This window comes from Streptomyces tatrensis, assembly GCF_049310065.1.
In the GTDB taxonomy this organism is placed as follows: Bacteria; Actinomycetota; Actinomycetes; order Streptomycetales; family Streptomycetaceae; genus Streptomyces.
The window spans coordinates 3105904-3131492 of sequence record NZ_JBMDLB010000011.1 but is presented as its reverse complement, the minus strand read 5'-3'; the positions used below and the strand labels follow the sequence as shown (position 1 = coordinate 3131492).

General features: G+C 70.4%; 25 protein-coding genes, 1 tRNA gene and 1 pseudogene. 18 read left to right on the top strand and 9 right to left on the bottom strand.

Annotated features, from left to right (window positions below; all coding sequences use genetic code 11):
• The first annotated feature begins 415 nt into the window (after positions 1-415).
• The 6 genes from ACODT5_RS30010 to ACODT5_RS29985 all read left to right on the top strand — a co-directional run bounded on the left by ACODT5_RS30010 (position 416) and on the right by ACODT5_RS29985 (position 5058).
• The gene (locus ACODT5_RS30010) at positions 416-841 is read left to right on the top strand and encodes a DUF3052 domain-containing protein (protein WP_243329420.1); all 426 of its coding nucleotides are present in this window, start codon (positions 416-418) and stop codon (positions 839-841) included.
• Positions 842-1054: 213 nt separating this feature from the next.
• Complete coding sequence (locus tag ACODT5_RS30005; protein ID WP_243329422.1) at positions 1055-1513, top strand: peroxiredoxin; 459 nt, start codon at positions 1055-1057, stop codon at positions 1511-1513.
• A gap of 160 nt (positions 1514-1673) precedes the next feature.
• On the top strand, positions 1674-2249 hold the full coding sequence (locus ACODT5_RS30000) for a TerD family protein (protein WP_327252569.1): 576 nt from the start codon (positions 1674-1676) through the stop codon (positions 2247-2249).
• Positions 2250-2443: 194 nt separating this feature from the next.
• Positions 2444-3019 (top strand): TerD family protein, encoded by a 576-nt coding sequence (locus ACODT5_RS29995; RefSeq protein WP_422522287.1) that lies wholly within the window; start codon positions 2444-2446, stop codon positions 3017-3019.
• Positions 3020-3044: 25 nt separating this feature from the next.
• Complete coding sequence (locus ACODT5_RS29990) at positions 3045-4160, top strand: DUF475 domain-containing protein (protein WP_422525085.1); 1116 nt, start codon at positions 3045-3047, stop codon at positions 4158-4160.
• Positions 4161-4317: 157 nt separating this feature from the next.
• Positions 4318-5058: a TerD family protein gene (locus ACODT5_RS29985; protein ID WP_250745558.1), complete on the top strand. Its 741-nt coding sequence runs from the start codon at positions 4318-4320 to the stop codon at positions 5056-5058.
• A 52-nt stretch (positions 5059-5110) separates the two neighbouring features.
• Here ACODT5_RS29985 and ACODT5_RS29980 read toward each other — a convergent pair whose 3' ends face one another.
• Complete coding sequence (locus ACODT5_RS29980) at positions 5111-5881, bottom strand: TerD family protein (protein ID WP_422525084.1); 771 nt, start codon at positions 5879-5881, stop codon at positions 5111-5113.
• A 193-nt stretch (positions 5882-6074) separates the two neighbouring features.
• Here ACODT5_RS29980 and ACODT5_RS29975 point away from each other — a divergent pair, with 193 nt between their 5' ends.
• The 4 genes from ACODT5_RS29975 to ACODT5_RS29960 are packed head-to-tail and all read left to right on the top strand — an operon-like array spanning position 6075 to position 11410.
• On the top strand, positions 6075-7241 hold the full coding sequence (locus ACODT5_RS29975) for an HpcH/HpaI aldolase/citrate lyase family protein (protein WP_422522286.1): 1167 nt from the start codon (positions 6075-6077) through the stop codon (positions 7239-7241).
• A gap of 32 nt (positions 7242-7273) precedes the next feature.
• Positions 7274-9904, top strand: coding sequence for a phosphoribosyltransferase (locus ACODT5_RS29970; protein WP_422525083.1), 2631 nt, complete (start codon positions 7274-7276; stop codon positions 9902-9904).
• Positions 9901-10731, top strand: coding sequence for an HAD family hydrolase (locus ACODT5_RS29965; protein ID WP_422522285.1), 831 nt, complete (start codon positions 9901-9903; stop codon positions 10729-10731). The genes ACODT5_RS29970 and ACODT5_RS29965 overlap by 4 nt, the downstream gene beginning before the upstream one ends.
• A 19-nt stretch (positions 10732-10750) precedes the next feature.
• The gene (locus ACODT5_RS29960; RefSeq protein WP_422522284.1) at positions 10751-11410 is read left to right on the top strand and encodes an O-methyltransferase; all 660 of its coding nucleotides are present in this window, start codon (positions 10751-10753) and stop codon (positions 11408-11410) included.
• Here the strand turns inward: ACODT5_RS29960 and ACODT5_RS29955 are convergent.
• A complete protein-coding gene (locus ACODT5_RS29955; RefSeq protein WP_422522283.1) occupies positions 11407-11616 on the bottom strand; it encodes an FmdB family zinc ribbon protein in 210 nt (69 codons plus the stop codon). The genes ACODT5_RS29960 and ACODT5_RS29955 overlap by 4 nt on opposite strands.
• 38 nt (positions 11617-11654) lie before the next feature.
• Positions 11655-12122 (bottom strand): NUDIX hydrolase, encoded by a 468-nt coding sequence (locus ACODT5_RS29950; protein ID WP_422522282.1) that lies wholly within the window; start codon positions 12120-12122, stop codon positions 11655-11657.
• A gap of 17 nt (positions 12123-12139) precedes the next feature.
• On the opposite strand from ACODT5_RS29950, the gene ACODT5_RS29945 reads away from it, so the two are divergent.
• The 3 genes and pseudogenes from ACODT5_RS29945 to ACODT5_RS29935 all read left to right on the top strand — a co-directional run bounded on the left by ACODT5_RS29945 (position 12140) and on the right by ACODT5_RS29935 (position 15579).
• Complete coding sequence (locus tag ACODT5_RS29945) at positions 12140-12931, top strand: GntR family transcriptional regulator (RefSeq protein WP_422522281.1); 792 nt, start codon at positions 12140-12142, stop codon at positions 12929-12931.
• A 365-nt stretch (positions 12932-13296) separates the two neighbouring features.
• Positions 13297-14383, top strand: a pseudogene (locus tag ACODT5_RS29940) (RNA-guided endonuclease InsQ/TnpB family protein).
• 338 nt (positions 14384-14721) lie between these two features.
• The gene (locus ACODT5_RS29935) at positions 14722-15579 is read left to right on the top strand and encodes an MFS transporter (protein ID WP_422525082.1); all 858 of its coding nucleotides are present in this window, start codon (positions 14722-14724) and stop codon (positions 15577-15579) included.
• Positions 15580-15626: 47 nt separating this feature from the next.
• Here ACODT5_RS29935 and ACODT5_RS29930 read toward each other — a convergent pair whose 3' ends face one another.
• Both ACODT5_RS29930 and ACODT5_RS29925 read right to left on the bottom strand, forming a co-directional pair.
• A complete protein-coding gene (locus ACODT5_RS29930; RefSeq protein ID WP_422522280.1) occupies positions 15627-16175 on the bottom strand; it encodes a DUF4383 domain-containing protein in 549 nt (182 codons plus the stop codon).
• 246 nt (positions 16176-16421) lie between these two features.
• Complete coding sequence (locus tag ACODT5_RS29925) at positions 16422-17669, bottom strand: hypothetical protein (RefSeq protein WP_422522279.1); 1248 nt, start codon at positions 17667-17669, stop codon at positions 16422-16424.
• Positions 17670-17785: 116 nt separating this feature from the next.
• Between ACODT5_RS29925 and ACODT5_RS29920 the strand changes: the two genes are divergently transcribed.
• The 5 genes from ACODT5_RS29920 to ACODT5_RS29900 all read left to right on the top strand — a co-directional run bounded on the left by ACODT5_RS29920 (position 17786) and on the right by ACODT5_RS29900 (position 20516).
• Positions 17786-17860 (top strand) — tRNA-Val (locus tag ACODT5_RS29920).
• A gap of 417 nt (positions 17861-18277) precedes the next feature.
• Positions 18278-18610 (top strand): hypothetical protein, encoded by a 333-nt coding sequence (locus ACODT5_RS29915; RefSeq protein ID WP_422522278.1) that lies wholly within the window; start codon positions 18278-18280, stop codon positions 18608-18610.
• Positions 18611-18815: 205 nt separating this feature from the next.
• Positions 18816-19277 (top strand): hypothetical protein, encoded by a 462-nt coding sequence (locus tag ACODT5_RS29910; RefSeq protein WP_422522277.1) that lies wholly within the window; start codon positions 18816-18818, stop codon positions 19275-19277.
• A 542-nt stretch (positions 19278-19819) separates the two neighbouring features.
• A complete protein-coding gene (locus ACODT5_RS29905) occupies positions 19820-19996 on the top strand; it encodes an HGGxSTG domain-containing protein (protein ID WP_422522276.1) in 177 nt (58 codons plus the stop codon).
• Between the two features lie 289 nt (positions 19997-20285).
• Positions 20286-20516, top strand: coding sequence for a DUF2277 domain-containing protein (locus ACODT5_RS29900; RefSeq protein ID WP_385372720.1), 231 nt, complete (start codon positions 20286-20288; stop codon positions 20514-20516).
• Positions 20517-20547: 31 nt separating this feature from the next.
• Here ACODT5_RS29900 and ACODT5_RS29895 read toward each other — a convergent pair whose 3' ends face one another.
• From ACODT5_RS29895 to ACODT5_RS29880, 4 genes are all read right to left on the bottom strand, one after another.
• Positions 20548-21450, bottom strand: coding sequence for a universal stress protein (locus ACODT5_RS29895; RefSeq protein WP_422522275.1), 903 nt, complete (start codon positions 21448-21450; stop codon positions 20548-20550).
• 152 nt (positions 21451-21602) lie between these two features.
• Entirely contained in the window at positions 21603-22118 is a 516-nt protein-coding gene (locus ACODT5_RS29890; protein WP_422522274.1) for a hypothetical protein, read from the bottom strand.
• 863 nt (positions 22119-22981) lie between these two features.
• Positions 22982-23608, bottom strand: a complete 627-nt coding sequence (locus ACODT5_RS29885) for a DedA family protein (protein WP_385372726.1) — start codon at positions 23606-23608, stop codon at positions 22982-22984.
• A gap of 161 nt (positions 23609-23769) precedes the next feature.
• Positions 23770-25422 carry an alkaline phosphatase D family protein gene (locus ACODT5_RS29880; RefSeq protein WP_422522273.1) on the bottom strand — a complete coding sequence of 551 codons (1653 nt, stop codon included), beginning with the start codon at positions 25420-25422 and terminating at the stop codon, positions 23770-23772.
• Between the last annotated feature and the right edge of the window lie 167 nt (positions 25423-25589).

Here is a 25589-nt window from a genome sequence, read left to right as displayed (position 1 = left end):
GGAGTCGTGCCTTGGGTTCGCCGCCTCCCATGGTCTTACGCTCGGCAGAAATCGTCATCTTTACCGTTGGGTAATCCCTGGAGGTGGCGGGATTGTGCTGGCTGCGGCGACGACAACGCCCAAACCGCAACCTTACGCCCATGTCGATCACCCCCTTCGCAAGGCCGTTCGTCCCTCAAACAGGTGCGAAAGTCCCGAGGCCGTGCCGAATGAGGTGGAATGGTGTGGGATGAATCACCAGGGGTACATCCGGAAGGGCTGAAAGTTGCGGCGAGACGGCCGCAATCGTCACCGTTTCGACGGTCTCGGCGGCCGGGTACTTGCGCGATCCGCCGCGCCCGTGTGGACTACGCCCAATGCTGCGCGTACGCGCGCCGCCGAAGAACATTCACCGAACATGAGCAGGAGGCACCCCGTGAGCGCGACCGCGGACCACGCGGAGAACCTGGCCGCCAGGCTGGGTTTCCAGTCCGAACAGGTGGTCCAGGAGATCGGCTACGACGACGACGTCGATCAGGAATTCCGTGATGCCGTAGAGGATCACGTCACCGAACTCGTCGATGAGGACTACGACGATGTCGCAGACGCGGTTCTGCTGTGGTTCCGGGAGGACGACGGCGACCTGACGGACGCCCTGGTCGATGCGACCGAGCTGGTCGAGGACGGCGCACTGATCCTGCTGGTGACTCCCAAGACCGGCAAGGACGGTTTCGTCGAGGCCAGCGACATCAGCGAGGCCGCCGAGACCGCCGGCCTCTCGCTGGCGAAGGGTCTCCCCGTCGGCAAGGAGTGGACCGCCACCAAGCTGGCGACTCCGAAGACGGCCAAGTCCAAGCGCTGAGCCGCGCCCCGCAGCCATGCGGACACACGCACCCCGTTCGCCGGAAGCTTCCCGGTGGGCGGGGTGCGTGCGTTTCGCGGCGGGCCGGCCGGGGCCGGACGCGCGACGGACCGGTAGGCCGCGGATAAGCGGCGGACCCCCAAGCGGCGGACCCATAAGCTGGGATCACCCGAACAGCCCAACGCAGGGATGCGGGACGAAGGGATGCGACAGATGGCGATCGAGGTCGGCAGCAAGGCCCCGGACTTCGAGCTCAAGGACAACCACGGCAGGGTCGTACGGCTCTCCGACTTCCGCGGGGAGAAGGCTGTCGTGCTGCTCTTCTACCCCTTCGCCTTCACCGGCGTCTGCACCGGCGAGCTCTGCGAGCTGCGCGACCAGCTCCCGCGCTTCCAGAACGACGACGTGCAGCTCCTCGCGGTCTCCAACGACTCGGTGCCCACCCTGCGCGTCTTCGCCGAGCAGGAGGGGCTGGAGTACCCGCTGCTCTCGGACTTCTGGCCGCACGGGGAGGCCTCCCGCGCCTACGGGGTCTTCGACGAGGAGAAGGGCTGCGCGGTGCGCGGCACCTTCGTCATCGACCGTGACGGCATCGTGCGCTGGACCGTCGTCAACGGGCTGCCCGACGCGCGTGACCTGAACGAGTACATCAAGGCTCTCGACAGCCTCTGAGTCCGTACCGCAGGCTCATGGGCGCGTGCCTCCAGGCGCGTGGGCCCGTTCGCCTCGAATAAGCCCGTACAGGCGGGAACCCGTCACTAGGATCGAAACGTTGATCCGGTAGCAAACGCACGACGGGGCCCTGCCCCACACAAAACCTTATGGAGGACCCGTGGGAGTCAGCCTCAGCAAGGGCGGCAACGTCTCGCTGTCCAAGGCCGCGCCGAACCTGACCGCGGTCATCGTCGGTCTGGGCTGGGACGCTCGCACCACCACCGGCGTCGACTTCGACCTCGACGCGAGCGCGATCCTGGCCAACGACCAGGGCAAGGTCACCGGCGACGCGAACTTCGTCTTCTTCAACAACCTGAAGAGCCCCGACGGCTCGGTCGAGCACACCGGTGACAACACCACCGGTGAGGGCGAGGGCGACGACGAGGCCATCAAGGTCAACCTCGCCGGCGTGCCCGCCGACGTGGCGAAGATCGTCTTCCCGGTCTCGATCTACGAGGCCGAGAGCCGCCAGCAGAGCTTCGGCCAGGTCCGCAACGCGTACATCCGCGTCGTCAACCAGGCCGACAACACCGAGCTCGCCCGCTACGACCTGTCGGAGGACGCCTCGACGGAGACCGCCATGGTCTTCGGCGAGCTCTACCGCAACGGTGCGGAGTGGAAGTTCCGCGCCATCGGCCAGGGCTACGCCTCGGGCCTGCGCGGCATCGCGCAGGACTTCGGCGTCAACGTCTGATCCTGCTCCACCCGAGCAGACGTTCCATCCGTCCGGCGCCGTGCACTCGTGTGTACGGCGCCGGACCGGCTTTACGGCCACGCAGACCACGCCGGCCACACCGCCGCACGGCCAGACCGCCGTACCGCCACACCGGCGTACCGCCACACCGCCGTACCGTCACATCGCCACCGTCGTCCGGGGAGGACCACAACATGGGCGTCACACTCGCCAAGGGGGGCAATGTCTCCCTCTCCAAAGCCGCACCGAACCTCACCCGGGTTCTGATCGGCCTCGGATGGGACGCGCGCTCGACCACGGGCGCCGACTTCGACCTCGACGCCAGCGCACTGCTGTGCAGCAACGGCCGTGTGCTCGGGGACGAGTACTTCGTCTTCTACAACAACCTGACGAGCCCCGACGGCTCCGTCGAACACACGGGTGACAACCTCACCGGCGAGGGTGACGGCGACGACGAGTCGCTCATCATCGATCTCACCAGGGTTCCGGCCGGGGTGGACAAGATCGTCTTTCCCGTCTCGATCCACGAGGCAGAGGCCCGCCGGCAGAGCTTCGGCCAGGTCAGCAATGCCTTCATCCGCGTGGTGAACGAGGCGGACGGTCAGGAACTGGCCCGCTACGACCTCTCCGAGGACGCTTCCAGCGAGACGGCGATGATCTTCGGCGAGGTCTACCGGTACGGGGGCGAATGGAAGTTCCGTGCCGTGGGGCAGGGGTACGCGTCGGGGCTCCGCGGCATCGCTCTAGACTTCGGGGTCAACGTTTCGTAAAGCCGTACAACACGATGGGATGCCAGTGGTTCTGAAAACCTTCGGCTGGTCGTTCGCAGTCACTGCGCTCGGACTGGTCGCAGCGGTGCTCTACGGGGGGTGGGAGGCCTTCGGGATCGTTGCGATCCTGTCCATCCTTGAGATCTCGCTGTCCTTCGACAATGCGGTGGTCAACGCCGGAATCCTGAAGAAGATGAATGCCTTCTGGCAGAAGATCTTCCTCACCATCGGTGTTCTCATCGCCGTGTTCGGCATGCGCCTGGTCTTCCCGATCGTGATCGTCGCGATCAGCGCCAAGATCGGGCCGATCGAGGCCGTCGAACTCGCGGTGCGCGACCAGGACATGTACAAGCAGCTCGTGACGGACGCCCACCCGTCCATTGCCGCCTTCGGTGGCATGTTCCTGCTGATGATCTTCCTCGACTTCATTTTCGAGGACCGCGACATCAAGTGGCTCGGCTGGCTTGAGCGCCCGCTGTCCAAGCTCGGCAAGATCGACATGCTGTCGGCGTGCATCGCGCTGATCGTCCTGGTCATCACCTCGATGACCTTCGCCGTCAACGCCCACCAGCACGGCGGCACGCACGTGGACAAGGCGCAGACGGTCCTGATCTCCGGCGTGCTCGGTCTGATCACCTACATGATCGTCGGCGGCCTCTCCGGCTACTTCGAGAACAAGCTGGAGGAGGAAGAGGAGCACGAGCACGAGATCGAGGAAGCGGCGAAGAAGAGCGGCAAGCCCGTCTCGGCCGTCGCCATGGCCGGCAAGGCCGCGTTCTTCATGTTCCTCTACCTCGAAGTCCTCGACGCCTCCTTCTCCTTCGACGGGGTCATCGGCGCCTTCGCCATCACCAGTGACATCGTGATCATGGCCATCGGCCTCGGTATCGGTGCCATGTACGTCCGGTCGCTGACGGTCTACCTGGTCCGCCAGGGCACCCTCGACGACTACGTCTACCTGGAGCACGGCGCGCACTACGCCATCGGCGCGCTCGCCGTCATCCTGCTCGTCACCATCCAGTACGAGATCAACGAGGTCATCACCGGCCTCGTCGGCGTCGTGCTGATCGGGTGGTCCTTCTGGTCCTCGGTGCGCCGCAACAAGCGCCTGGAACTGGAGGGTTCCACCGCCGAGGCATGATCGCGGCGGTAATGCGGAACGCTCAAGTGCGGGGCGGTCCGGAAGGTCCACGGACCTTCCGGACCGCCCCGTCCGCATGTCGGGACACCGGCGTGCCTGCATGTCGTCGGGGGATCAAGGGGCGCCGAGGGCGCCAAGGGATCAGGGGGTTGTGGGGATGGGATTCTTCGACGGCATCAGGGGCAGCCGCGGCACGCAGTTCCAGTCGGGCAGTGCCTCGTCGAACGCGATCGAGCTGACCAAACGCCATCCGACGGTGTCGCTCACCAAACAGGGGGCGGTGCACGGCAATCTGCGCGTGAACCTCTCCTGGCGGATGCGGACCTCGGACATAGGCGGCCGCAGCGCCGGCCAGAGCGGGCAGCTCTTTCGGCATCCGTTCAAACTGTTCAAGCCCGACATGGTGCAGGCGCACACCCAGGGCATGGTCAATGTCGACCTCGACATCGGCTGCCTCTACGAACTGACCGACGGGACCCGGGGAGTCGTCCAGCCCCTGGGGAACCTGCACGGGGACATCAACAGCCCGCCGTACGTGAAGCTCAGCGGGGACGACCGGTTCGGGGCGCCCTCCGGCGAGACGATCTTCGTCAATCTCGACCACGCCGAGGAGATCAAGCGGCTGCTGGTCTTCGTCTACATCTACGACCAGACCCCGGCCTTCGACCGGACGCACGCCCTGGTCACCCTCTACCCGATCACCGGACCGCGCATCGAGATCCCGCTGGAGGAGCGCCACCCGCACGCCCGCTCCTGCGCGGTCGTCTCCCTGGAGAACGTCAAGGGGGAGCTGATCGTGCGGCGCGAGGTCACCTTCGTCTACGGGTTCCAGGCCGAGCTGGACCGGCTGTACGGGTGGGGTCTCCAGTGGGGCCGGGGCTACAAGACGAAGACCTGACGGGGTCGGCGGGGCAGGCCGGGGCCTTCGGCCCGGCCGTCCCCGCCGTCGCTCACCGGCGGATGAACTGCGGGCCCTGCACCGGCAGCCGGAAGGCCGCGTCCGGGGCCGGGGCCGGCACCGGGGCCTGCGACACCGGCTGCGGGTATCCGTAGGCGGGCTGGGAGACCGGCGGGGCCTGGGTGGGCGGCGCCGGGGTCGCGGGGGAGGCCGAGGGGGCCTGTCCCTGCCCCTGGGCCTGCGCCTGCCCCTGGGCCTGTCCCTGGGCCTCGGCGGCGTTCTCGTCCACGGAGATCCCGTGGTCGGTGGCCAGGCCGACGAGCCCGTTGGAGTAGCCCTCGCCGAGCGCGCGGAACTTCCACGCGTCGCCGCGCCGGTACAGCTCGCCGCAGATCAGCGCCGTCTCGGCGCCCGTCTCGGGCCGTACGTCGAAGTAGGCCAGCGGTTCGGAGCCGCCGGTGGCGGTGGCGTCGTAGAGCAGGATCCGCAGGTCGTGGACCCGTTCGAAGGGGACGTCCTCGGCGGAGGCGACGACGAGGATCCGGTCCACGGCCGGGGTGACGGCCCTCAGGTCCGCCTGGACGGCGTCGGTGATCCCGTCGCCGAGCTGCTTCTTCCCGAGCCGCCACACGGCCCCCGAGGGGTGCCGGGGCTGGTTGTAGAAGACGAAGTCCTCGTCCGAGCGCACGCGCCCGTCCGCCCCCACGAGCAGCGCGGAGGCGTCCACGTCGGGCACGTCGGGCCCCCCGGTCCAGCGCAGCACCGCGCGGACCGCCAAGGCGGCCACGGGGATGTTGGAGCCCTTCTGCATCGCGTGCGTCATGCCGGTCATCCTGCCCTCCCGGGCGGGACCGGGACAATGCGGCCCCCCGTAGACCTTGTCCGGATCGCGAGACCTGGGCATGGTGCAAGAGGGTTACCTGGATTTCATGTGCTTGAGGAACTCTTGACTCACGTTCGTACGTACTATTACCGGCCATGCCAGATCGGCCGCCGAGCCTGTACGGGGGAAGCACATGCGTCACTTCGGGCACGTATCGCCCACTGTCCGCAAGGACCTCTTCCATCAGGAGCCGGCCGAGTTCACCGCCGCCTCCCCCTCCGCCACGCTCGCGGCCGCCCTGGGGGCCACGCTCTACAGTCCGGCCACCCGGCCCCAGCTCGCCCGTGACATCCGCAAGCAGGCCGGCCTCGGGGTCGTCTCGATGGTCCTCTGCCTGGAGGATTCCATCAGCGACGCGGACGTCGCGGGCGGCGAGGAGAACCTCGTCCGGCAGTTCGCCGCCCTCCACGAGGACCCGGCGGAGCTCCCGCTGCTCTTCATCCGCGTCCGGGAGCCCGAGCAGATTCCCGACCTCGTCCACCGGCTCGGCGGCTCGGCGGAGCGGCTGGCCGGATTCGTACTTCCGAAGTTCAGCGAGAGCCGGGGCATCGCCTTCCTGGACGCCGTGGCCCAGGCGGAAGCCGCGAGCGGACGGTCCCCGCTGTACGCGATGCCGGTCCTGGAGACCCCCGAGCTCCTCCACCTGGAGACCCGGGTCGAGGCCCTCGCCGGGATCTCCCGCACGGTCAACAAGTACCGCGAGCGGGTCCTGGCGCTGCGCCTGGGCGTGACCGACTTCTGCTCCGCGTACGGGCTGCGGCGCACCCCCGACATGACCGCCTACGACGTCCAGATCGTCGCCGGGGTGATCGCCGACGTGGTCAACGTGCTCAGCCGCGCCGACGGCACCGGCTTCACCGTCACCGGGCCCGTCTGGGAGTACTTCCGCAGCCAGCAGCGCCTCTTCAAGCCGCAGCTGCGCCGCAGCCCCTTCCTGGAGGAGGGCGTCGAGGAGCTGCGCACCGCGCTGATCGAGCACGACCTGGACGGGCTGCTGCGCGAGATCGAGCTCGACCGGGCCAACGGGCTGCTGGGCAAGACCTGTATCCACCCCGCCCACGTCACCCCGGTCCACGCGCTCTCGGTGGTGTCGCACGAGGAGTTCAGCGATGCTCAAGACATCCTGCGCCCCGAGAGCGGAGGCGGCGGAGTGATGCGTTCCGCCTACACGAACAAGATGAACGAAGTGAAGCCCCACCGGGCCTGGGCCGAGCGCACCATGCTGCGCGCGGAGGTCTTCGGTGTGGCGAAGGAGGAGGTCGGCTTCGTCGATCTCCTCACGGCCGGGCTCCAGGTGTGAGCGGGCCGTTGACTGCGAAGAAGGGCAAGAAGATCGAAGCGGTGTGGTCGGGAACGTGGGTCGCGGACCGGCTGGGCGTGAGCCTGGAGGAGGGTGCGGGCGACGGCCCGCGGCTGGACGAACTCCTCGGGCTGGCGCTGCGGCGCAACCCCAAGCGGGCCCACCTGCTGGTCTCGCGGGTGCTGGGCAAGCACGTCCCGCAGTCCCCGGCGGCCGTGTACGCCGCCGGGTACGGGCTCGGCGAGCGGGTCCGGGAGCTGCTGGGCGAGGCGGAGGCGGCCTCGGCCGTGGTCCTGGGATACGCGGAGACCGCGACCGGGCTGGGCCACTGCGTGGCCGACGGCCTGGGCAGCGCCCCGTACCTGCACTCCACCCGCCGCCCCGTGACCGGCGTGGAGGCCGCCGGCGGCTTCGAGGAGGCCCACTCGCACGCCACCTCGCACCTGCTGCTGCCCGAGGACCCGAAGCTGCTGGCGGGCTCGGGACCGCTGGTCCTCGTCGACGACGAGTTCTCCACCGGCAACACCGTCCTGAACACCATCGCAGACCTCCACGCCCGCCACCCGCGCGGCCACTACGTGGTCGTCGCCCTGGTCGACATGCGCTCCCCGGCCGACCGCGACCGCCTGACGGCCTTCGCCGCCGACCTGGGCGCCCGCGTGGACCTCATATCCCTGGCCTCGGGCACGGTCTCCCTCCCGGAGGGGGTGCTGGAGAAGGGGCAGGCCTTGGTGGAAGAACACGAGGCCCTGGCGGCTGCGGCCTCCGCTTCCGAAGCCACTGCTGAGGTCGCGTCCGCCGCAGTGGCAGCGGCAGCCGCAGCCGCTCCCGCCTCCGCCGCGAGCGCGGCCGGGCACGCCGCTGCCGGATCCGAGCCCACTGCGGGCGAATCGCAGCCCGGGGGTGGGCAAAATCAGCCCCTGCGGCGTTTGCGCAGCGGGGTCCGGGGCGGCGCCCCGGCAGACGACCCGCACCCGGTCACCCGCGTGGAACTGGGCTGGCCGGCCGGGATACCCGACGGCGGACGCCACGGCTTCACCCCCGCGCACCGCGCAGCCCTGGACGCGGCGCTGCCCGCCATGGCGGACCGGCTCGAGGCCGCGCTCGGCGCGGCCCCCGCCAGGGTCCTCGTACTCGGCAACGAGGAGCTGATGTACGCCCCGCTGCGCCTCGCGCAGGCCCTGGAGGCGTCCGGCGCCGCGGCCGAGGTCCGCTTCTCCACCACCACCCGCTCACCGGTGCTCGCCGTGGACGACCCCGGCTACGCGATCCGCACCCGCCTCGTCTTCCCCGCCCACGACGACCCGGCCGACGGCCCCGGAGACCGGTACGCGTACAACGTGGCGGGCGCCGGCTTCGACGCCGTGGTCGCCGTCGTGGACTCGGCCGGGGACACCGCAGAGCTCCGTACCGGCCTGCTCGCGGCCCTCGCGCCGCACACCGGCCGGGTCGTGCTGGCGGTCATACCTTCGTACCTACCCGACCGGCAGGAGCCGATCATGACCGAGCCCCTGCGCGAGCCACTGGGCGAACCACTGCGCGGGCCCGCCTTCTCCTCCTACGCCGCCGAGGACGTCGGCTGGCTGCTCCAGGACCTCTCCGACGTGGAGCTGGAAGCCCCGACCGAGGAGCGCGAGGAGGCCATCCAGGCGGGCGGCGCGCACTACGCGGAATCGCTTCCCGTGGAGTTCCAGCCGTCCCCGGAGTACCAGCAGCTCTACCAGAGCGCGCTGACCGCCTCCGCAGCCCGGATGGCCCGCGCCGTCGGCACCGTCACCGAGACGGTCCTCGCCGAACGCTCCCCGTCCCCCGTACTCGTCTCCCTGGCCCGCGCCGGCACCCCCGTCGGCGTGCTCATGCGCCGCTGGGCGCAGGCCCGGCACGGCCTGGACCTGCCGCACTACGCCGTCTCCATCGTGCGCGGCCGCGGCATCGACGCCAACGCGCTGCGCTGGCTGGCCGCCCACCACGACCCGGCCGACGTCGTCTTCGTCGACGGCTGGACCGGCAAGGGCGCGATCACCCGCGAACTGCGCGAGGCGCTGGGCGAGTTCGAGGGCTTCAACCCGGAGATCGTGGTCCTCGCCGACCCCGGCTCGTGCGTGGAGACGTACGGCACGCGCGAGGACTTCCTGATCCCCTCCGCCTGTCTCAATTCCACTGTTTCCGGACTGGTCTCGCGTACGGTTCTCAGGTCAGACCTGGTCGGGCCCGCCGATTTCCACGGCGCGAAGTTCTACCGCGAGCTCGCCGGCGCCGATGTCTCCGTCGCGTTCGTCGACACCGTCTCCGCGCACTTCGAGGAGGTGGCCGAGGCCGTGGACGCCGAGGTCAAGGAGCTCCTCGCCGCCGACCGCACGCCGACCTGGGTGGGCTGGCGGGCGGTGGAGCGGATCAGCGAGGAGTACGGCATCCACGACGTGAACCTGGTGAAGCCCGGCGTCGGCGAGACCACGCGGGTGCTGCTGCGCCGGGTGCCGTGGAAGATCCTCGCGCAGCGCGGCGCCGGGGCCGACCTGGACCACGTACGACTCCTCGCGGAGCAGCGGGGGGTGCCGGTGGAAGAGGTCGACGGCCTGCCGTACAGCTGCGTAGGACTCATCCATCCCCGATTCACGCGCGGCGCCACGGGCGCCGACGGAAAGGCTGTGGCCACCAAGTGACCGTTCTCGTAGCCAGTGACCTCGACCGTACGCTCATCTACTCGGCGGCCGCGCTCGGCCTGACCATGCCCGACCCGGTGGCCCCGCGGCTGCTGTGCGTGGAGGTGCACGAGAGCAAGCCGCTGTCGTACATGACCGAGACGGCGGCGGGGCTGCTGGCGGAGCTGTCCGCCGACCCGGGCGCGGTGTTCGTGCCGACCACCACCCGGACCCGCAAGCAGTACCAGCGCATCCGCTTCCCCGGACGGCCGGCGAAGTACGCGATCTGCGCCAACGGCGGCCAGCTCCTCGTGGACGGGGTCCCGGACCGGGACTGGCGCCGCCAGGTCGCGGCGCGGCTCGCCGCGGAGTCCGTGCCGCTGGAGGAGATGCACGCGCACCTGATGTCCGTCACCGACCCGGCGTGGCTGCGCAAGGCGCGGGTGGCGGAGGACCTGTTCGCGTACCTGGTCGTGGAGCGGGCGCTGGTCCCCGCGGAGTGGATCAAGACGCTGACGGAGTGGTCCGAGGCGCGCGGCTGGACGATCTCGCTCCAGGGCCGGAAGATCTACGCCGTCCCGCGGCCCCTGACCAAGAGCGCGGCCATGCACGAGGTGGCCCGGCGTACGGAGGCCACGAGCACGCTGGCCGCCGGGGACTCGCTGCTCGACGCGGACCTGCTGCTCGCGGCGGACACGGCCTGGCGGCCGGGCCACGGGGAGCTCGCCGACGCCGGCTGGACGGCGCCGCACGTGACCTCGCTGGCACAGGCGGGCGTGCTGGCCGGCGAGGAGATCGTGCGCGCGTTCACCCGCGAAGTGGCGCGACTGGGCACACCGGCCGCCTGATCTTGGGCACACTGGGCCCATGACCAAGGGCAACAGCACCAAGATCACGGACGAGCTCTACCAGTACATGCTCGCGCACAACCCCCCGCTGGACGAGGTCCAGCGGGGGCTGGTGGCGACGACGTACGAGGTGTTCCCGGACTCGGCCGGAATGCAGTCGGCGGAGGAGCAGGGGCCGCTGCTGGCCTTCCTGGTCCGGCTGACCGGCGCACGGCACATCGTGGAGATCGGCACCTTCACCGGCTTCTCCTCCCTGTCGATGGCCCAGGCCATGCCGGCGGACGGACGCCTCATCGCGTGCGACGTCTCGGAGGAGTGGACGGCGTACGCCCGCGAGGCCTGGGCCAAGGCCGGCGTCGCGGACCGCATCGACCTGCGGATCGCGCCCGCGCTGGAGACGCTGCGCGCGATGCCCGCGGAGCCGCACATCGACATGGTGTACATGGACGCGGACAAGCAGAGCCAGGTCGCCTACTGGGAGGAGCTCGTACCGCGGCTGCGCCCGGGCGGTCTCCTCGTCACGGACAACACGCTGTACCACGGCCAGGTCCTGGACCCGGCGGCGACCGGCGGGGCGGCGGGGGTCCAGGCCTACAACGACCACGTCGCGGCGGACCCCCGCATGGAGTCGGTGCTGCTGGCCATCTCCGACGGCATCACCCTCTCCCGCAAGCGCTAGCCGCAGCCGCCCCCGCCACAGCAGCCTCCGCCGCCCATGGGTGCGGCGGGGGCCGAACTGGTCCCCCCGACGGCGACGGCGGAGAGCAGCCTGACGGTGTCGGCGTGCCCTGCGGGGCAGTCGGCGGGAGCGGAGGACTCGGCCATGGGCCGGCTGACCTCGAAGGTGTCTTCGCAGGTCCGGCAGCGGAATTCGTAACGGGGCATGCGGACAGGCTACGCAGTGGCCTGCCTGCCGGGAAGCGCTACAGCGCCGTGCTGAGGCGTCGGCCGTCGTGAGTGCGGACGTGTGGGGCCGAGGGAGAGAGCGCGTCGAGGAGGCGGACGGCGTAGACCTCGGACATGCGGGCGGTGATCTCCTCGGGGGAGAGCCAGGCGACTGAGGTGGACTCCTCGGAGGTGCGCTCCGTCCCTCCGGAGGGCTTGCAGCGAAAAACCAGGGCGACAATGCCGCGCGTCATGTTCTTGTAGACGCCGGTGAGGCGGTCCACCTCTACCTGGATCCCGGTCTCTTCCAGCACTTCACGCCGGACGCCGTCCTCGGGTGCCTCGATGAGCTCCAGGACACCGCCGGGAAGTTCCCAATGCCCGTTGTCGGCACGGCGGATCGCCAGCAAGCGTCCGTCGTCGCGGACGACGGCGCCGGCCACGGACACCGAATGCAGCGGCGTTGACCGGCTTTCGTGAGTGCTGTTACTCATATGCAGGAGCATAAGAGGGAGTGAAGGACATGGGAGTACCAGTGGGCGATGCCAGGGCCGTGCCGCGGTACGTGCAGATCGCTGACGATCTCGTCCAGCAGATCCGGGCAGGCGTGCTCAAGGCGGGCGAGGTGGTGCCCAGCGAGTCCGAGCTCTCGGACCGGTACGGGGTCGCGGTCGGCACCATCCGCAAGGCGATGGTGGAGGTCCGTGCGAGCGGCCTCGTCGAGACCCACCACGGCAAGGGTTCCTTTGTGAAGGCACGCCCTCCGGTGCAGCACCGGTCCTCCGAGCGCTTCCGCCGCTCCCTGCGGAGGGGTGGGCAGGCGGCGTACCTCGCCGAGTCCGAGCGGTCCGGCGCCGAGGCGAAAGTGAGCGTTCTCTTCATCGGCCCGGTGGAGGCTCCCCGCGACATCGCGGAGCGGCTCGCCCTCGCCGAGGGCACACAAGTCCTTGCCCGACGCAGGCTGTACTTCCGGGACGGTGTCCCGGTGGAGACGGCCGCGTCGTACGTGCCCTGGGACGTGGCCAAGGACATCCCGCAGCTCTTCGCCGAGAACCCAGGTGGCGGCGGAATCTACGGCCGCCTGGAAGAACACGGCCATGTCTTCGCCGAGTTCGTCGAGACCTTCCGGGCCCGGCAGGCGGCCAAGTCGGAGGCGTCGGAGCTCGCGCTCAGCCCGGGGAGCGGAGTGGTCCGAGCGCGGCATCGCCGTGCTTCCGTTGGGAAAGCGGTTCGAGGCGGTGCGCCTCCCCGAGTCCCTCGTACACGCCGCCGTCCGCAGCTCGTCCCATCCAATCGTGGGAGACGTGCTGGCTGAAGCACTGGACGGCGCGGTCATCCACGATTCGCGGGGGCGCCTACTACGCGATCGTCCCGCTGGACACGATCCTCAAGTGGCGCTCGAAGGCACCCGGGGCGGAATGCCTCGGGGATGGCACGCACTTGGGCGTGCCATCCCCGGACCGTGAAGAGTCTTGTTCCTCCCATCCGATTTACTGGGCCGTGCCTCCGATGGAGGCAGGGGACACCTGTGATCCCGCCTCGGTTGCGTTGCTCACCCGAGTGGGGCTGGCGCGGCTCGCGGAAGAGACGCTCGAACCGCCGACGTCTGCTGTGTAAGAGCAGCGCTCGTTGGTTGAGGTGAACACCCAAGGGTCCTAGACGAGGAGGGGAGGAAAAGCAGTGCGTCGTGCATATAAGTTCCTCCTCCGCCCGACAGCCCGGCAGGCTGCGGCGTTGACGGAAATGCTTGCTGATCACTGCACGCTCTACAACGGGGCTCTCCAGGAACGCCGTGACGCCCGGCGTCACGTCTCGAAGACGAGTGTCAAAGGCGGGGGACACTCCGGGCTACCCTCGTTTCCGTGGGGTGAGCTGGTTCGACACGGTGGACTTCCCCAAGGACGGGGACGGCTGCCGCTGGGACAGTACGCCGCAGGACCGCCAGACCCGCGTGCGATTCCAGGGCGTGGGACATATCCGCGTCCACCAACACCGCCAGGTACGCGGCCGTGTGAAAACAGTCAGCGTCAAGCGTGAAGGCCGACGCTGGTACGTCGTCCTCGCGTGCGACCAAGTCCCGGACGAGCCGCTCCCGGCGACCGGCTCCGTTGTCGGCATCGACGTCGGCGTGACGTACTTCCTCACCGACTCCAACGGCGGCCACGAACCCAACCCGCGTCCCGGACAGGCGGCGGCGGAGGCACTCGCCGACGCGCAACGCGACCTCGCCGAATTCGGTCGCTGCAAGGCCAGGGACCGGACAAAGCGACACCGCAGGGCGGTGGAGAAGGTTGCCGAGCTGCACCGCAAGGTCCGGCTACAGCGACTCGACCACGCGCACAAGAGCGCCCACGCTCTCGTGGGTGCTCACGATGTGATCGCGTACGAGAAGCTGAACATCGCGGGTATGGTCCGCGCCCCCAAGCCGAAGCCCGACCCCGACGAGCCGGGCACATTCCTCCCCCATGGCGCTGCGGCGAAGGCCGGTCTGAACAAGTCCATCCACGATGCGGGTTGGGGGGTGTTCCTGGGCATCCTCGCGCACAAGGCTGAAAGCGCCGGTCGTGTGGTGATCCCGGTCAACGCCCGCAACACGTCCCGCACGTGCCCGCCCTCCGCTGGAGGATGCGGGCACGTGTCCAAGGACAACCGCACCACCCAGGCGAAATTCGAGTGTGTTCAGTGCGGCTTCACCGCCAACGCCGACCACGTCGGCGCTCTCAACATTCTCCACAGGGCCGGGCTGGCCCTCTGCGACGTGGCATAAGCCACCGACACAGGAAGCCTTCGGGTTTACCCGGGGTGGAAGTCACCAACTACCTGGACCGCAGTGTCAAGTGCCCTGTCGATCTTGGCGCCGGATATGGCCGACGGCCTCGGCATCTCGCCCGAGGCGATCCCCGGCCCCGCATCGACTACGCCAGGGCCCTCGCCGGCCGGTCCACCATGCCTCTGGTCCTTCGCCCTGGGCTTCGGCCTCCTCTTCGCCACGAGAGCCCCCGCCTTCCCCTGCAACGGGCGCGTCGCCGCCTCCTGGTTCCCGCGCGCCGAACGCGGCCGGGCGGTCGCCGTCTACACCTCGGGGCCGCTTGAAGGAGGAGGGGTATCGGCCTCGGCGTCGCCTTCCCCCTGATCGCCTGGATGGCCGCCACGCTGGGCTGGCGCCACGTGTTCTGGATCCTCGGCGGCATGGGCATCGCCTGGGCGCTGGTGTGGGTGAAGGTCATCCGCAACCGCCCCGAACAGCACCCCAAGGTCGGCGAGTACGAACTCGTCCACATCACCGAGGACGAGGCCTCCGCAGACGGCTCCGCCCGGGCCCGGGAGAAGGGCACCTTCCGCCGGGACATGGGCTTCCTGCTCCGCCAGCGGCGCATCTGGGGCGTCTTCCTCGGCCAGTTCGCCATCGCCTCGACGCTGTACTTCTTCCTGACCTGGTTCCCGACCTACCTCACCAACGAGCGCGGCCTGAGCCTCGACAAGGGCGGTCTGACCGGAGTCCTGTCCTTCGTCGCCGCCCTCGTGGGCGTGCTGTGCGGCGGCAGTTGGTCCGACTGGATGGTCAAGCGCGGCATGTCGGCCTCCTTCGCCCGCAAGACCCCGATCGTGACGGGCCTGGCCCTGGCGGGCGTCATCGTCGCCGCCAACTACGTCACCTCGAACGCCGCGATGATCGCCATCATGTGCGTGGCCTTCTTCGCCAACGGCCTCGCGTCCTTCTCCTGGGTCCTGGTCACCGAGATCGCCCCGGAGCGGATGCTCGGCGTGGCCGGCGTGGCCGGCGGGGTCTTCAACGTCTTCGGCAACCTCGCCGGCATCGTCGTCCCGATCGTCATCGGCTACATGATCGGCGGCGGCGACGGCTCCTTCGCCCTCCCTCTGATGCTGATCGGCGGCATCACGATCGGCGGCGCCCTGTCCTTCCTCTTCCTGGTCGACAAGGTCGAACGCATCGAGGCATGAGAAGGCGGCCGCGCCCTCGGACGCCTGAGAGGGCGGCCGTGTCCTCCTTACGCGGGCCGGCCGACGGGCCTCGCGCCCGCGCCCGCACTCCTGCGTGCCCGCTGCTCCCGAGCCGCCTGCTCGGGGTGGCGGGCGCGCCAGTACGGATTGTCGTGCGGCAGGGCGCTGCCCACCCGCCCGTACATCCCGAACCACATCAGCATCACGCCCACCACGAAGCTGAACAGCACGTTGGGGATGTGGAAGGCCAGGAAGTTCAGCTCCGTGTCGAGCAGCGCGAGGTTCACGAACCCGCTCGCGATGAACAGCACGCCCAGCACGATGTTGAGCGTCGAGGCGAAGCTGCCGCCGATGACCATCCCGGCGAACAGCAGCAGCCCGATGCAGATCGACAGGACGCTCAGCGCGCCGTTGGTGTTCAGCGCGAGCACCGTGTCCCCGCCGGTGTCGAAGAACCCGATCCGGTCGATGAGCCCCAGGATCCCGAAGGCCACCAGCAGCAGTCCGGTCAGGCCGGCCCCGATCCGGTAGACCTTGCTGAGCCGGTGATCACTGGGCAGGTGCTCGTCGAGGCGGGCGTTGACGGGACGCATCATGCGGCTCAGGATCCCGGGGGAGTTCCGGGGCGGCGCTGCCGTCGCGTACGGCTCGTGGGCCACGTAGGGCGCGTAATTCTCATGGGGCTCGTGGCACCCGTAAAGCGCATGGGCCCCGTACGACTCCTGCGGCTTCTGAGGTGCGGGTGAAGCGTGGGCGGCCATGGCGCCCTCCTCTGCTCCGTTCCTGGCCCCTCCAGCATCCGCCGATGCCCGCACGCGGACAAGTCCGGCAGTCGCCGCCCCTCAGGCGTGACCGCGCTCGGTCCGGATGTCCGTCACCACCCGCTGCACGGAGGACCGTACGGCCTCCATCTCCTGGAGGAAGGCCCAGTAGTCCGGGTGGCGGTCCTCCAGCGCGGCCAGCGCCCGGGTCACCCGGGCCACCGCATCGTCCAGCGGGCGGGCGTGCCGGTCCTCGGGGACCGTACGGCCCTCCATCGCCAGGCGCTGCGCGTCCCGGATCGCGAACCGGGTGCGCTGCACCTCCGCCTGCGGATCCCGCGCCACCGCCTCCAGCCGGGTCAGCCGGTCCTGCGCCGCCGACACCGCCTCGTCGGTGGCGTCCAGCGAAGCCCGTACCGCCTCGACCAGGGCCGCTACGACGGCCCACTGCTGCAGGTCGCGCGCCCGGCCGGCCTCCGCGAGCCGGTCCTCGGCCTGCGCCACGTCCCGTACCGCCTGCTCCGGCACCTGCTGGAGGTCCTGCCAGCAGGCCGCGCTGAAACGCCGGCGCAGCTCGCTGAGCACCGGATCCACCCGGTCCGCCCGGTTGCGCAGCGCCTGCGCCCGGGTCCGCAGGCTCACCAGCCGCCGGTCGATCTCCGCAGCCCGCTCCGGGAGCCGCGCCGCCTCGGCCCGTATCGCCTCGGCGTCGCGCAGGATCCGGTCGGCCCGCTGCACGGTCTCCTGTACCCCGTGCTGCGCGGCGCCCTGGTTCAGCTTGGTCAGCTCCGGCGCGAGCGCCGCCAGCCGGGCGGCCAGGTCGTCCGCCCGGATCCCCTTGCCGCGCACCTCGTCCAGCGCCGTGCTCGCCGCGAGCAGCGCGGCCCTGGCCCGCTCCCGGGCCGGCGCCACCCGCGCCAGCTGCGTCTCGGCCCGGTCCAGCAACGGCTGCAGCCCGAGCGCGAACCGGTCGAGCTCGCCCTTGACCCGTACCAGCTCGTCCTTGGCCCGCGTGAGCTCCTCCCGGGCCCGCGTCGCGGCGGACGCCTCCAACTCCACCCGATCGAGATCGTGCGCGTCGACGGCGTCGATGTAGACATGACTCACTTGGTCGATGCGCTGCCCGAGCGCGACGAACCCCTCGCCCACCCGACGCGCCTCCGGCGAGCCGTCCGCGGCCGCGATCGTCTCGATCGAGATCCGCAGATCCCGCTGCGCGGTGTCCAGCTCGTAGAACGCCGCCGCGGCAGCGTCCTTAGCCGCCTGCGCATCCGCCCGCCGACTCTCGTCCCGCCCGCCGCCGAACCACCGCCGGGGTGCCGTCGTCACAGTCGCCTCTCCCGTACCCGGTCCGTCCGCAATTCCCCTGCCCCGGTCCATTCTCCCCCACGGGAACGGGTTTGCGTGGGGGGTGTGCCCTGCATGTAGGCTGTCCACTCATCCACGGGTGCGTAGCTCAGGGGTAGAGCGCTGCTCTTACAAAGCAGATGTCGGCGGTTCGAAACCGTCCGCGCCCACCAGCAAGAAGACCCCCCGCCGATCACGGCGGGGGGTCTTCTGCATCTAGATCTGGCAGCAAGTGGGAGCGGACCGGGAGCGCCCCGCCCCCTGAGTAGCCGGTGCATGTGACCGATGGCCTCGCGATGCGTGTCCTGTACGACGTGCGGGTGCGCGCGATCTCCATGACGACCCGAGGCGGAACGCCGGTGGTGGTCAGCAGCGTCGCGGCCCCATGGCGCATGTCCGGTCGACATCGCTGCCACGACGGCTTTCCGATCTGCTGCAGCGTGGCCGCTACGATCGGCCTATGACGTCACATAAGGCAGATGCCTCGTAGATCCCCGCACGAGCTGAGGTCCGCCGCACCCGAAAGTCAACGCGGTGCGGTAAGCACGTTGCTCATCAGCGTGTGTCCTGGGCCGCCGATATGTACTGCCGTGCATACGTACCTCTTCGCCGATGGCCTCGACGTGGTGGCGCGCAGCGATAGCAGAATGGCCGGCCTCGACCCGAGGCAACTCCTCCGCCCGGGCGGACCGCTCTATCCGACGGATATGCCACGCACGGTGGATGTGGCAGCCGAGGCGCGGCCCGAACCAGGGTCAGACAGGCTAACCGTCCGGATCAGGCTTCGCGGCGAGACGGTCACCTGGTCCGACGTGATGTACCCGGGCCCTGCTGGCGGGGCGATCGAGGAAGTTCGCTTCCGCCTGCGGCAGTACCTGGGCGAGATCGAGCGAGTATACGCGGCGTTGCAAAGCCGGTCCTGACCGCAGCTGAGCGCCTTCCCAGGCCGTGGTGGGGCCGTGGGAGGGTGCTCAGGCGCTCAGATGGTAAGTGATGCCGACAACTGCCGACAGCTCACCCGCTGGTCAGGACGCGGGGCGTCAGTTGTGTCAAATGTATGGCCGCTCCACAGTCGCTCCGGCGACCAAGTCCTGCGCCCCGCACTTCAGTTGCGGCACTATGAGCAACGTGGATCTTGAGGGGATAGGCGCACTGTCTGCGGCCGTCGTGGCGAGCATTGGGATTCCCGCGAGCATGCTGATCGGCCGATGGCAGATGAGGGCGGCACTGCGTGCGGCGGAGGCCACCAGTGAGGCAGGACTGGCTCAAGCCGCGTCTGCATATCGTGCGGCGCTGGATGCCGTTCGCGCCCAGGCGAACGCCGCTCACCTGCAATGGCGTCGCGGTATCCAACGGGAGGCCTACGCCTCTTTCCTCCTTGCCGCGAATCGAGTGCGGGAGCTGGGTGAGCGTTTTGCCATGGATAACGGGGATGGCCTATCGGCGGAGACCATCAGAGCCGGGATGGTTGAAAATGGCGACGCTCTAGCAACCCTCAAGGCAGCTCAAACAGTCATTGAACTAGAGGGACCTGACGATGTAGCCGCCCCTGCTGCAGGAATGACCGATGCTGCTCAGGTAATGCCATGAGGCTCATGGAGGCGCTCGTCGGCCTCCGCTCCACCAGCCCCTCAGGACTCGACGAGCCGGGTGGGCGCCATCCCCGTGAGGTCCGAAGTGCGGAACGGTCATGTCGTGACGCCTGGAGCGCCCTGCCGCCCGGCACCATGGACGACGACGAGTTCAGAGCCCTGCTAGAGGGATGGTCGTCTCGGCCCCAACCTCTGGCAGCTCGTACCTCGATGCCGTTCGCCAGTTCGGCGAGAAAGAAGTGGACTTCGTCCGTGCAGCCAAGACCGAGCTGCACGGTCAACCCGCTTTGTAAGGCCCGCCCCCCTTACTTCGACCGGCCTTGCCGCGGCTTCCGTGAGGTGCGGCTTTTCGTGGACCGACACGGCTTGGCTCGGCGCTCGTAGGTCACTGACCTGCGGAGACTGAGCAGACGCGCGGGGCCTGCGGAGTCGTGTGCCGACGGTGCCCCTGTCCGCCTTGCCTGCGCCTTGCCGGTGGCATTCCTTGGCGAGACCATCCCGGGGTCAGATCGTCGACTGCGTGGAAGTAGGTGGGGGCGGATGACTCAGCCCAGGTGTGGGGCGCTGACGGCCAAGGGGCGGCCGTGCACCAAGCCCGCGATCATGAACAGCTCTCGGTGCCAGTTACACCAGGGCGGCTGGTCGAGCTACGGGGTGGCGCAGCGGAAGAAGAAGGAAGCTGAAGCGAAGATGCGGAAGCTTCGGAAGAAGAGGTGAGCTGGTGGGCGGCCTGCCTCTGACATCCATGGGTGACATCAACGGGGGCGAACACCGACAGTGTCGGGGGGCTGCGGAGGGGCATCGAGGCCTGCGTTGAATGGGTGAAGTGCGGGGGCCGGGCGAGCCTGCGAAGCAGATGCCGGCGGTTTGAAACCGGCTGCCGCTACCAGTGACAGGGCCCCCACCCGATCTTGGTTCGGGGCTTTCGCGTGCCACACACCGTCGTACTGCCTTTCCTGCTTCCGGCCCCGTGCGGGGGTTGTGCGGGGCGCGGGATAGTGGGGGTATGTGCCGATCCATTAAGACGTTGCGTCCACCCGCGATTCCGGAGAAGGCGACCGAGGAGGAGATTCGGGCTGCTGCCTTGCAGTACGTGCGGAAGGTGTCCGGGTTCAGGGTGCCGGCCGCGCACAACCAAGAGGTTTTTGAAGCTGCCGTCGACGCTGTCGCGGAGGCTACTCGGGAGTTGCTGGACGGGATTCACGTGAGGGGAGCGGGGGCGGCCGTGGCCGGGTGAGGATTGGGCGGGTGGACGGTCAGGTGGGGGGTCAAGCCGCTGCGGGGACGGCGTCTTCCTCCAGGGGGACCACCGCGACCGGGCAGCCGGTGTGGAGCAGTACCGCGTTGGTGACGGAGCCCAGGCGCGGGGAGAGCGGGCGCTTGCGGTGGCGGCCGATGACGATCAGGTCCGCGGCCTGGGAGGCGGCGACCAGGTGGCCGGCCGCGTCGCCCGGCGCCGAGAGCTGCTCGATCTCCACCTCCGGGAACCGCTCGGCGTACGGGCGCAGGTGCGCGGCGGTCAGGGCCGTGACCACGTGGGCGTTGGCCGTCTCCTCGTCCGCGGCAGTGGCGATGGCGCCGGCGGTGGTGAAGGTCCGGCCGGGCCAGGCGTGTGCGGCGACGACCTGGAGCCGGGCCCCGCGCCGGGTCGCCTCGCGGAAGGCGAAGTAGGTGGTGCTCGGGTCGGGGGCCGCGCTGTTGAGGCCGAGTACGACCTGCCCGTACGGGTCGTGCACGGGCGGCTCGGCGCGCGGGACGACCACTACGGGGCAGGCGGCCTGGACCGCGCAGGCGATGCCGTTCGAGCCGAGGAGGAGGCTGGCGAAGCCGCCGCGGCCGCGCGAGCCGAGGACCATCAGCTGGGCGTCCTCGCCCAGGCCCGGCAGTACGTGGTCCGGGGCGCCGGGGTACGAGGCGTACTCGATCGGAGGGAGTCCGGCGCGGCCGTCGAGGGCTTCTCGGACCCGGATCAGTACGGGGTCGTCGTCGAGGCCCGGCTCGTCGAAGCCTCCGGCCAGGGCCGCGCCGACGCTGTTCATGTAGAGGCGTGCGTGCACGATGCGCAGCGGGGCTCCGGCCATCAGGGCCTGGGATATGGCCCATTCCAGTGCCCGGTTTCCGTTCGCGGAACCGTCGACGGCGGCGATCACGAGGCGCGGGCTCTGGTCCATGGCGGGCTCCTTGAGAGGCAGCGGTGCGTGGACTCAGCCTTGCGGGAGGGGGCTCCGGGCGGGAGTGGTGAAAGTCCCGAACGGGGCGGGACCATCGGCCACTCCCGCACTCCCGAAGTGGTGTTGTGGGTGGGTGGGTGGGTCGGGGCCGCTCAGGAGGCGTGGCCCGTGCGGCGGCGCAGGATCCAGGCGCCTGCGCCGAGTGCACCGGCTACGAGGGCGCCGCCGATGGCGATCTGGCCGGGGCTCATGGCGTCGACGCTGCCGCCGAGTCCACCGCGGGCGGCGCCCGGGGTGATGTTCAGCGCCACGGTGACGCGCTCGCCGCCGGGGCCGCCGCACTCGAAGGTGACGGGGTGTGAGCCGGCGCTGATGTTCCGGGAGGTGGTGGCGGCGCCGAAGAGGTTGGTGGCCTCGGCGTTGCCGGGGGTCAGCCAGACGTCGCCGAAGGCGCGGGAGGTGGCCTTGCCGGTGCGGGTGCCGCAGCCGGTGACGTTCAGGCTGACCCGGCCCCCGGGGGCGACGTTGGTCGGGGAGACGCTGCCGGAGGGCTGGGCCTGGGCGAGGGTCGGCGGAGCGGCCGCGGCGAAGGCCACGGTCGCGGCGGCGACGGCCAGCAGGCGGGGGAGGCGGCGGTACTGGCGGGGGCTGTGGGGGGTGGCGGGCATGGAGAGGACTCCTCGGGCTCCGGGAACGGCGCGGCGCGGATTCGAGTACGCACCGTTCTCTGGACGCTAGGAGCCCGGCGCGGCCGCGGCGATCGCTGCCGGGTGAACGGGTGAGCCACTGCTCCGCTCGGGGGAGTCGGGGCGTCGTAGGTGTTGTGGGCCGGGGAGCCCCTTCGCGGGATCGGCCCGGAGGCCCGGGCCTGGCGGGCTTCCGGGCCTCGGGGCCTTTTGTGGGGAGCGGGAGAGCGCGGGGGCAGGTCCGAGGTGGGGCCTGGGGCCTGGGGCCTGGGGCCGTCAGGCACTCGGTGCGAGCCGTACGTGGGGCGGGATCGGAGGTTGGACCGCTGAGGGCCTGGGACAGGCGGCCGAAGCCGGACAGGGGCCGGGGTCTGCAGCTCGCGTCGCCTGTCGGAGTTGTTGGCGAGGCCGATGCGCCGAGAGCTTGGCAGGGCTGCCGGTAGGGGAGCGGGGGGCGGAGGTGGTGTCGGGGTCGGAGTTGGCCTCGGGCGGATCCGGACTCGTGCTGCTGCCGGAGGGGGAAGGGGGAGCGGAATGGGTCGTGCCGGTGCCGGTACCGGTCCGGGTTGCGAGGGTGTGGGCTGGGGGCCTGGCGGGGTGGCGGGCTGGGTGATTGCCGCTGGGGACGGTGCGCCGCTGCTCCGCGCGGGGTGGTGGGCGGAGCGGGGGGTTGAGGGAGTGGGCCGGAGCGGACGGGGCAAGGTGCGGGCCCGTCTGGTGCTGTGGGCTCGACGGGCAGCGTGGGGCTTCGGGGGTGGGCGCGTCGGAGTGTCCTGGTGCTGCAACCCGCGGCCCCGGTGGTGCGGGGGTGGTTGGTGAGGATGGCCCGGGCGTGTGGGGGTGGGTTACGTGGTGGGGGTGGGGGTGGGGCGGCGGACCACGAAGGCGGCCAGGGAGCCCGCGGCGAAGAGGGCGATCAGGGAGATCGCGGTGCCGAGCCAGGTGGTGCCCAGCCACTGGGTGCCGAAGTAGCCGAGGGCGATGCTGTAGCCGGCCCAGGCGATGGCGGCCAGGACCGACCAGGGCAGGAACTCCCTGACCTTGCGTTGGGTCTTGCCTGCTCCGAGGGAGACCACCGAGCGGCCGGCCGGGGCGAAGCGGGCGACCACCACCAGGGCGCCGCCGCCGCGCGCGAGGGCGGTGCCGAGGCGCTCGTGGGCCCGGGTGAGCCGGCGGGAACGGGCGATGGCCCGGTCGAGACGGGCCCCGCCCCGCCGGGCCAGCCGGTACGCGGCCATGTCGCCCAGTACCGAGGCGGTGACGGCCGTCACCAGCAGCGCCAGGATGTCCGGTACCCGGGACTGCACGGGCACGGGTCCCGCGGCCCCGGCTGCCGCAGCGGCGGCTGCGGCAGCCGTGACCACCAGCACCCCGCTCGGCAGCACCGGCAGGAACACGTCGAGCAGGATGGACAGCGCCACGAGGGCGTAGATCCATGGGCTCGAAGTCAGCGAGCCCAGAGTCTCAAGCAAAACGGGACTCCCCAGTCCGGTAGACGTGCCTCGGCGTGAGGCGCCGCGACGTCGCGGGGAGCGGCAGGGGCGGCTGACAGCGGAACAGCGTACGCCGGGCGTCCACGGACCGGACGCCCGGGGCGGTTCTCCGGCCTGACGGGTCGCCCCCGCCGGCCGCGTCAGCGGGGAGGTGTGAGGTCGCGGTCCAGGACCGTCACCAGGCGGGGGCCCTTGCGCGCCTGGTCCAGGCGCAGCCGCGCGGAGCGCCCCGACAGGGCGAGCGTCATGATCTGGTTGCCGAACCAGGGGCCGCCCGTACGCCGCCAGCTCAGCGGGGGCCGGCCCGTCCGGCCGTGTCGGGAGAAGCCTCGGCCCAGCCACCGGCCCAGCCGTGACCAGCCCAGCCGGAAGCCCCATTTCACGGCGGTGTGGATGGAGTTGTGGACGGGGGAACAGGTGAGCTGGAACACCTGTGCCGTGCTCGGTATTCGGGGTTCGGCCACGTACGCGTGGTGGACGTCCCCCGAGAGCACGCACACCGTCGCCGGCGCCCTCGGGCCCGTGCCCACTTCCTCGATCAGGTTGCTGAGCATCGCGAACGAGGCCGGGAACGCCGCCCAGTGCTCGAGGTCGCTCCGCCGCCGCAGATCCTCCCCGATCCGGGCCCACCTCGGGCCGCGCTCCCCGCGGCACAGCGCGGCATTCCACACCTCCGCGTCGTGTACGAGCGGCGGCATCAGCCAGGGCAGTGACGAGCCGATGAGGAGGTGGTCGTACCCCCCGTGCCCGGCCAGGGCGTTGTCGCGGAGCCACTGCCGCTCCTCCGGGTCGAGCATGGCCCGCCCGTCCTCGGCGAGCACCCGGGCGGCCCGGGTGTCCACCATCAGCAGCCGGGACCGGCCGAAGTCGCGGCGGTAGCTCCAGCGCACCGTGGCCGGGTCGGCGTCCGCGGAGGTGGCGAAGGCCCGTAGCGCGTCGGTGCCGTCGGGGGTCGCCCGGACCGCCTCGAACACGGGGTCGGCCGCGAGCTCGGCGGGGGAGAGGTTGCCGAGGTGCTGGTACACCCAGTACGACATCAGGCCGCTGACGACCCGCTCCTGCCACCACGGGGTGGCGCGCATCTCCGCCAGCCATGCGGCGCTGGTGTTCCAGTCGTCGATGACGTCGTGGTCGTCGAACATGTGCAGGCTGGGGACGGTGGACAGGAGCCAGCGGATCTCCGGGTCGAGCCAGGACTCGTAGTAGAGCCGGGTGTACTCCTCGAAGTCCGCGACCTGGGCGCCGGGGGCCTCGCGGAGGTCCCGCCGGGCCGCCAGCCACTGGCGGGTGGAGCGGGAGAGGTGGTCCGCGTACACCTGGTCGCCGAGGAGGAGCAGGACGTCGGGCCGCACGGCCTCCGGGTCGGCGGCCAGATCGGCGGCGAGGGTGTCGAGCGCGTCGGGGCCGTGCGGTCCGCGCCGGTCGGCCGGAGGGGCGGCCTGACGGCAGGAGCCGAAGGTCAGGCGGAGGTCGGGAGCGGTCGTGGAGCCCGGCCTGCCCACGGACGGGGTGGTGATGGTGCTCGGGGGGAACGGGCTGTCGGGCAGCGGCCAGACCCGCAGACCGTCGAGGAGGACCTCGTAGGCAGTGGTGGAGTCCGGTGTGAGGCCGGTGACCGTGATCAGCGCGTAGTGGTGGCCGGCTATCTGGAAGGTGTGGACGCTGCCGCCGGAGCCGTCGGCGCAGCGCACTTCGGCGGTGCACGGGCGGTCCGCCTCGATCCATAGCGTGGCGGAGTCGCCCGCGTCCCAGTCGACGTGGCGCAGCAGCGGTCCCAGGCGCAATGCCCCCATGCAACTCCCCCTCCTTCTTCCAGCGTTGCCGTTCGATCACCGTACGACGGGGAGGGGGTGATCCACCTCCCCCTGGCGGGGGAAAGATCCTTGGCCAGGGGTGGGGTGGGGGGAGCGGCGGGTGGGGAGTGAGGTGCGGGGGGTGCGTGGGGGGTGCGTGGGGGTGC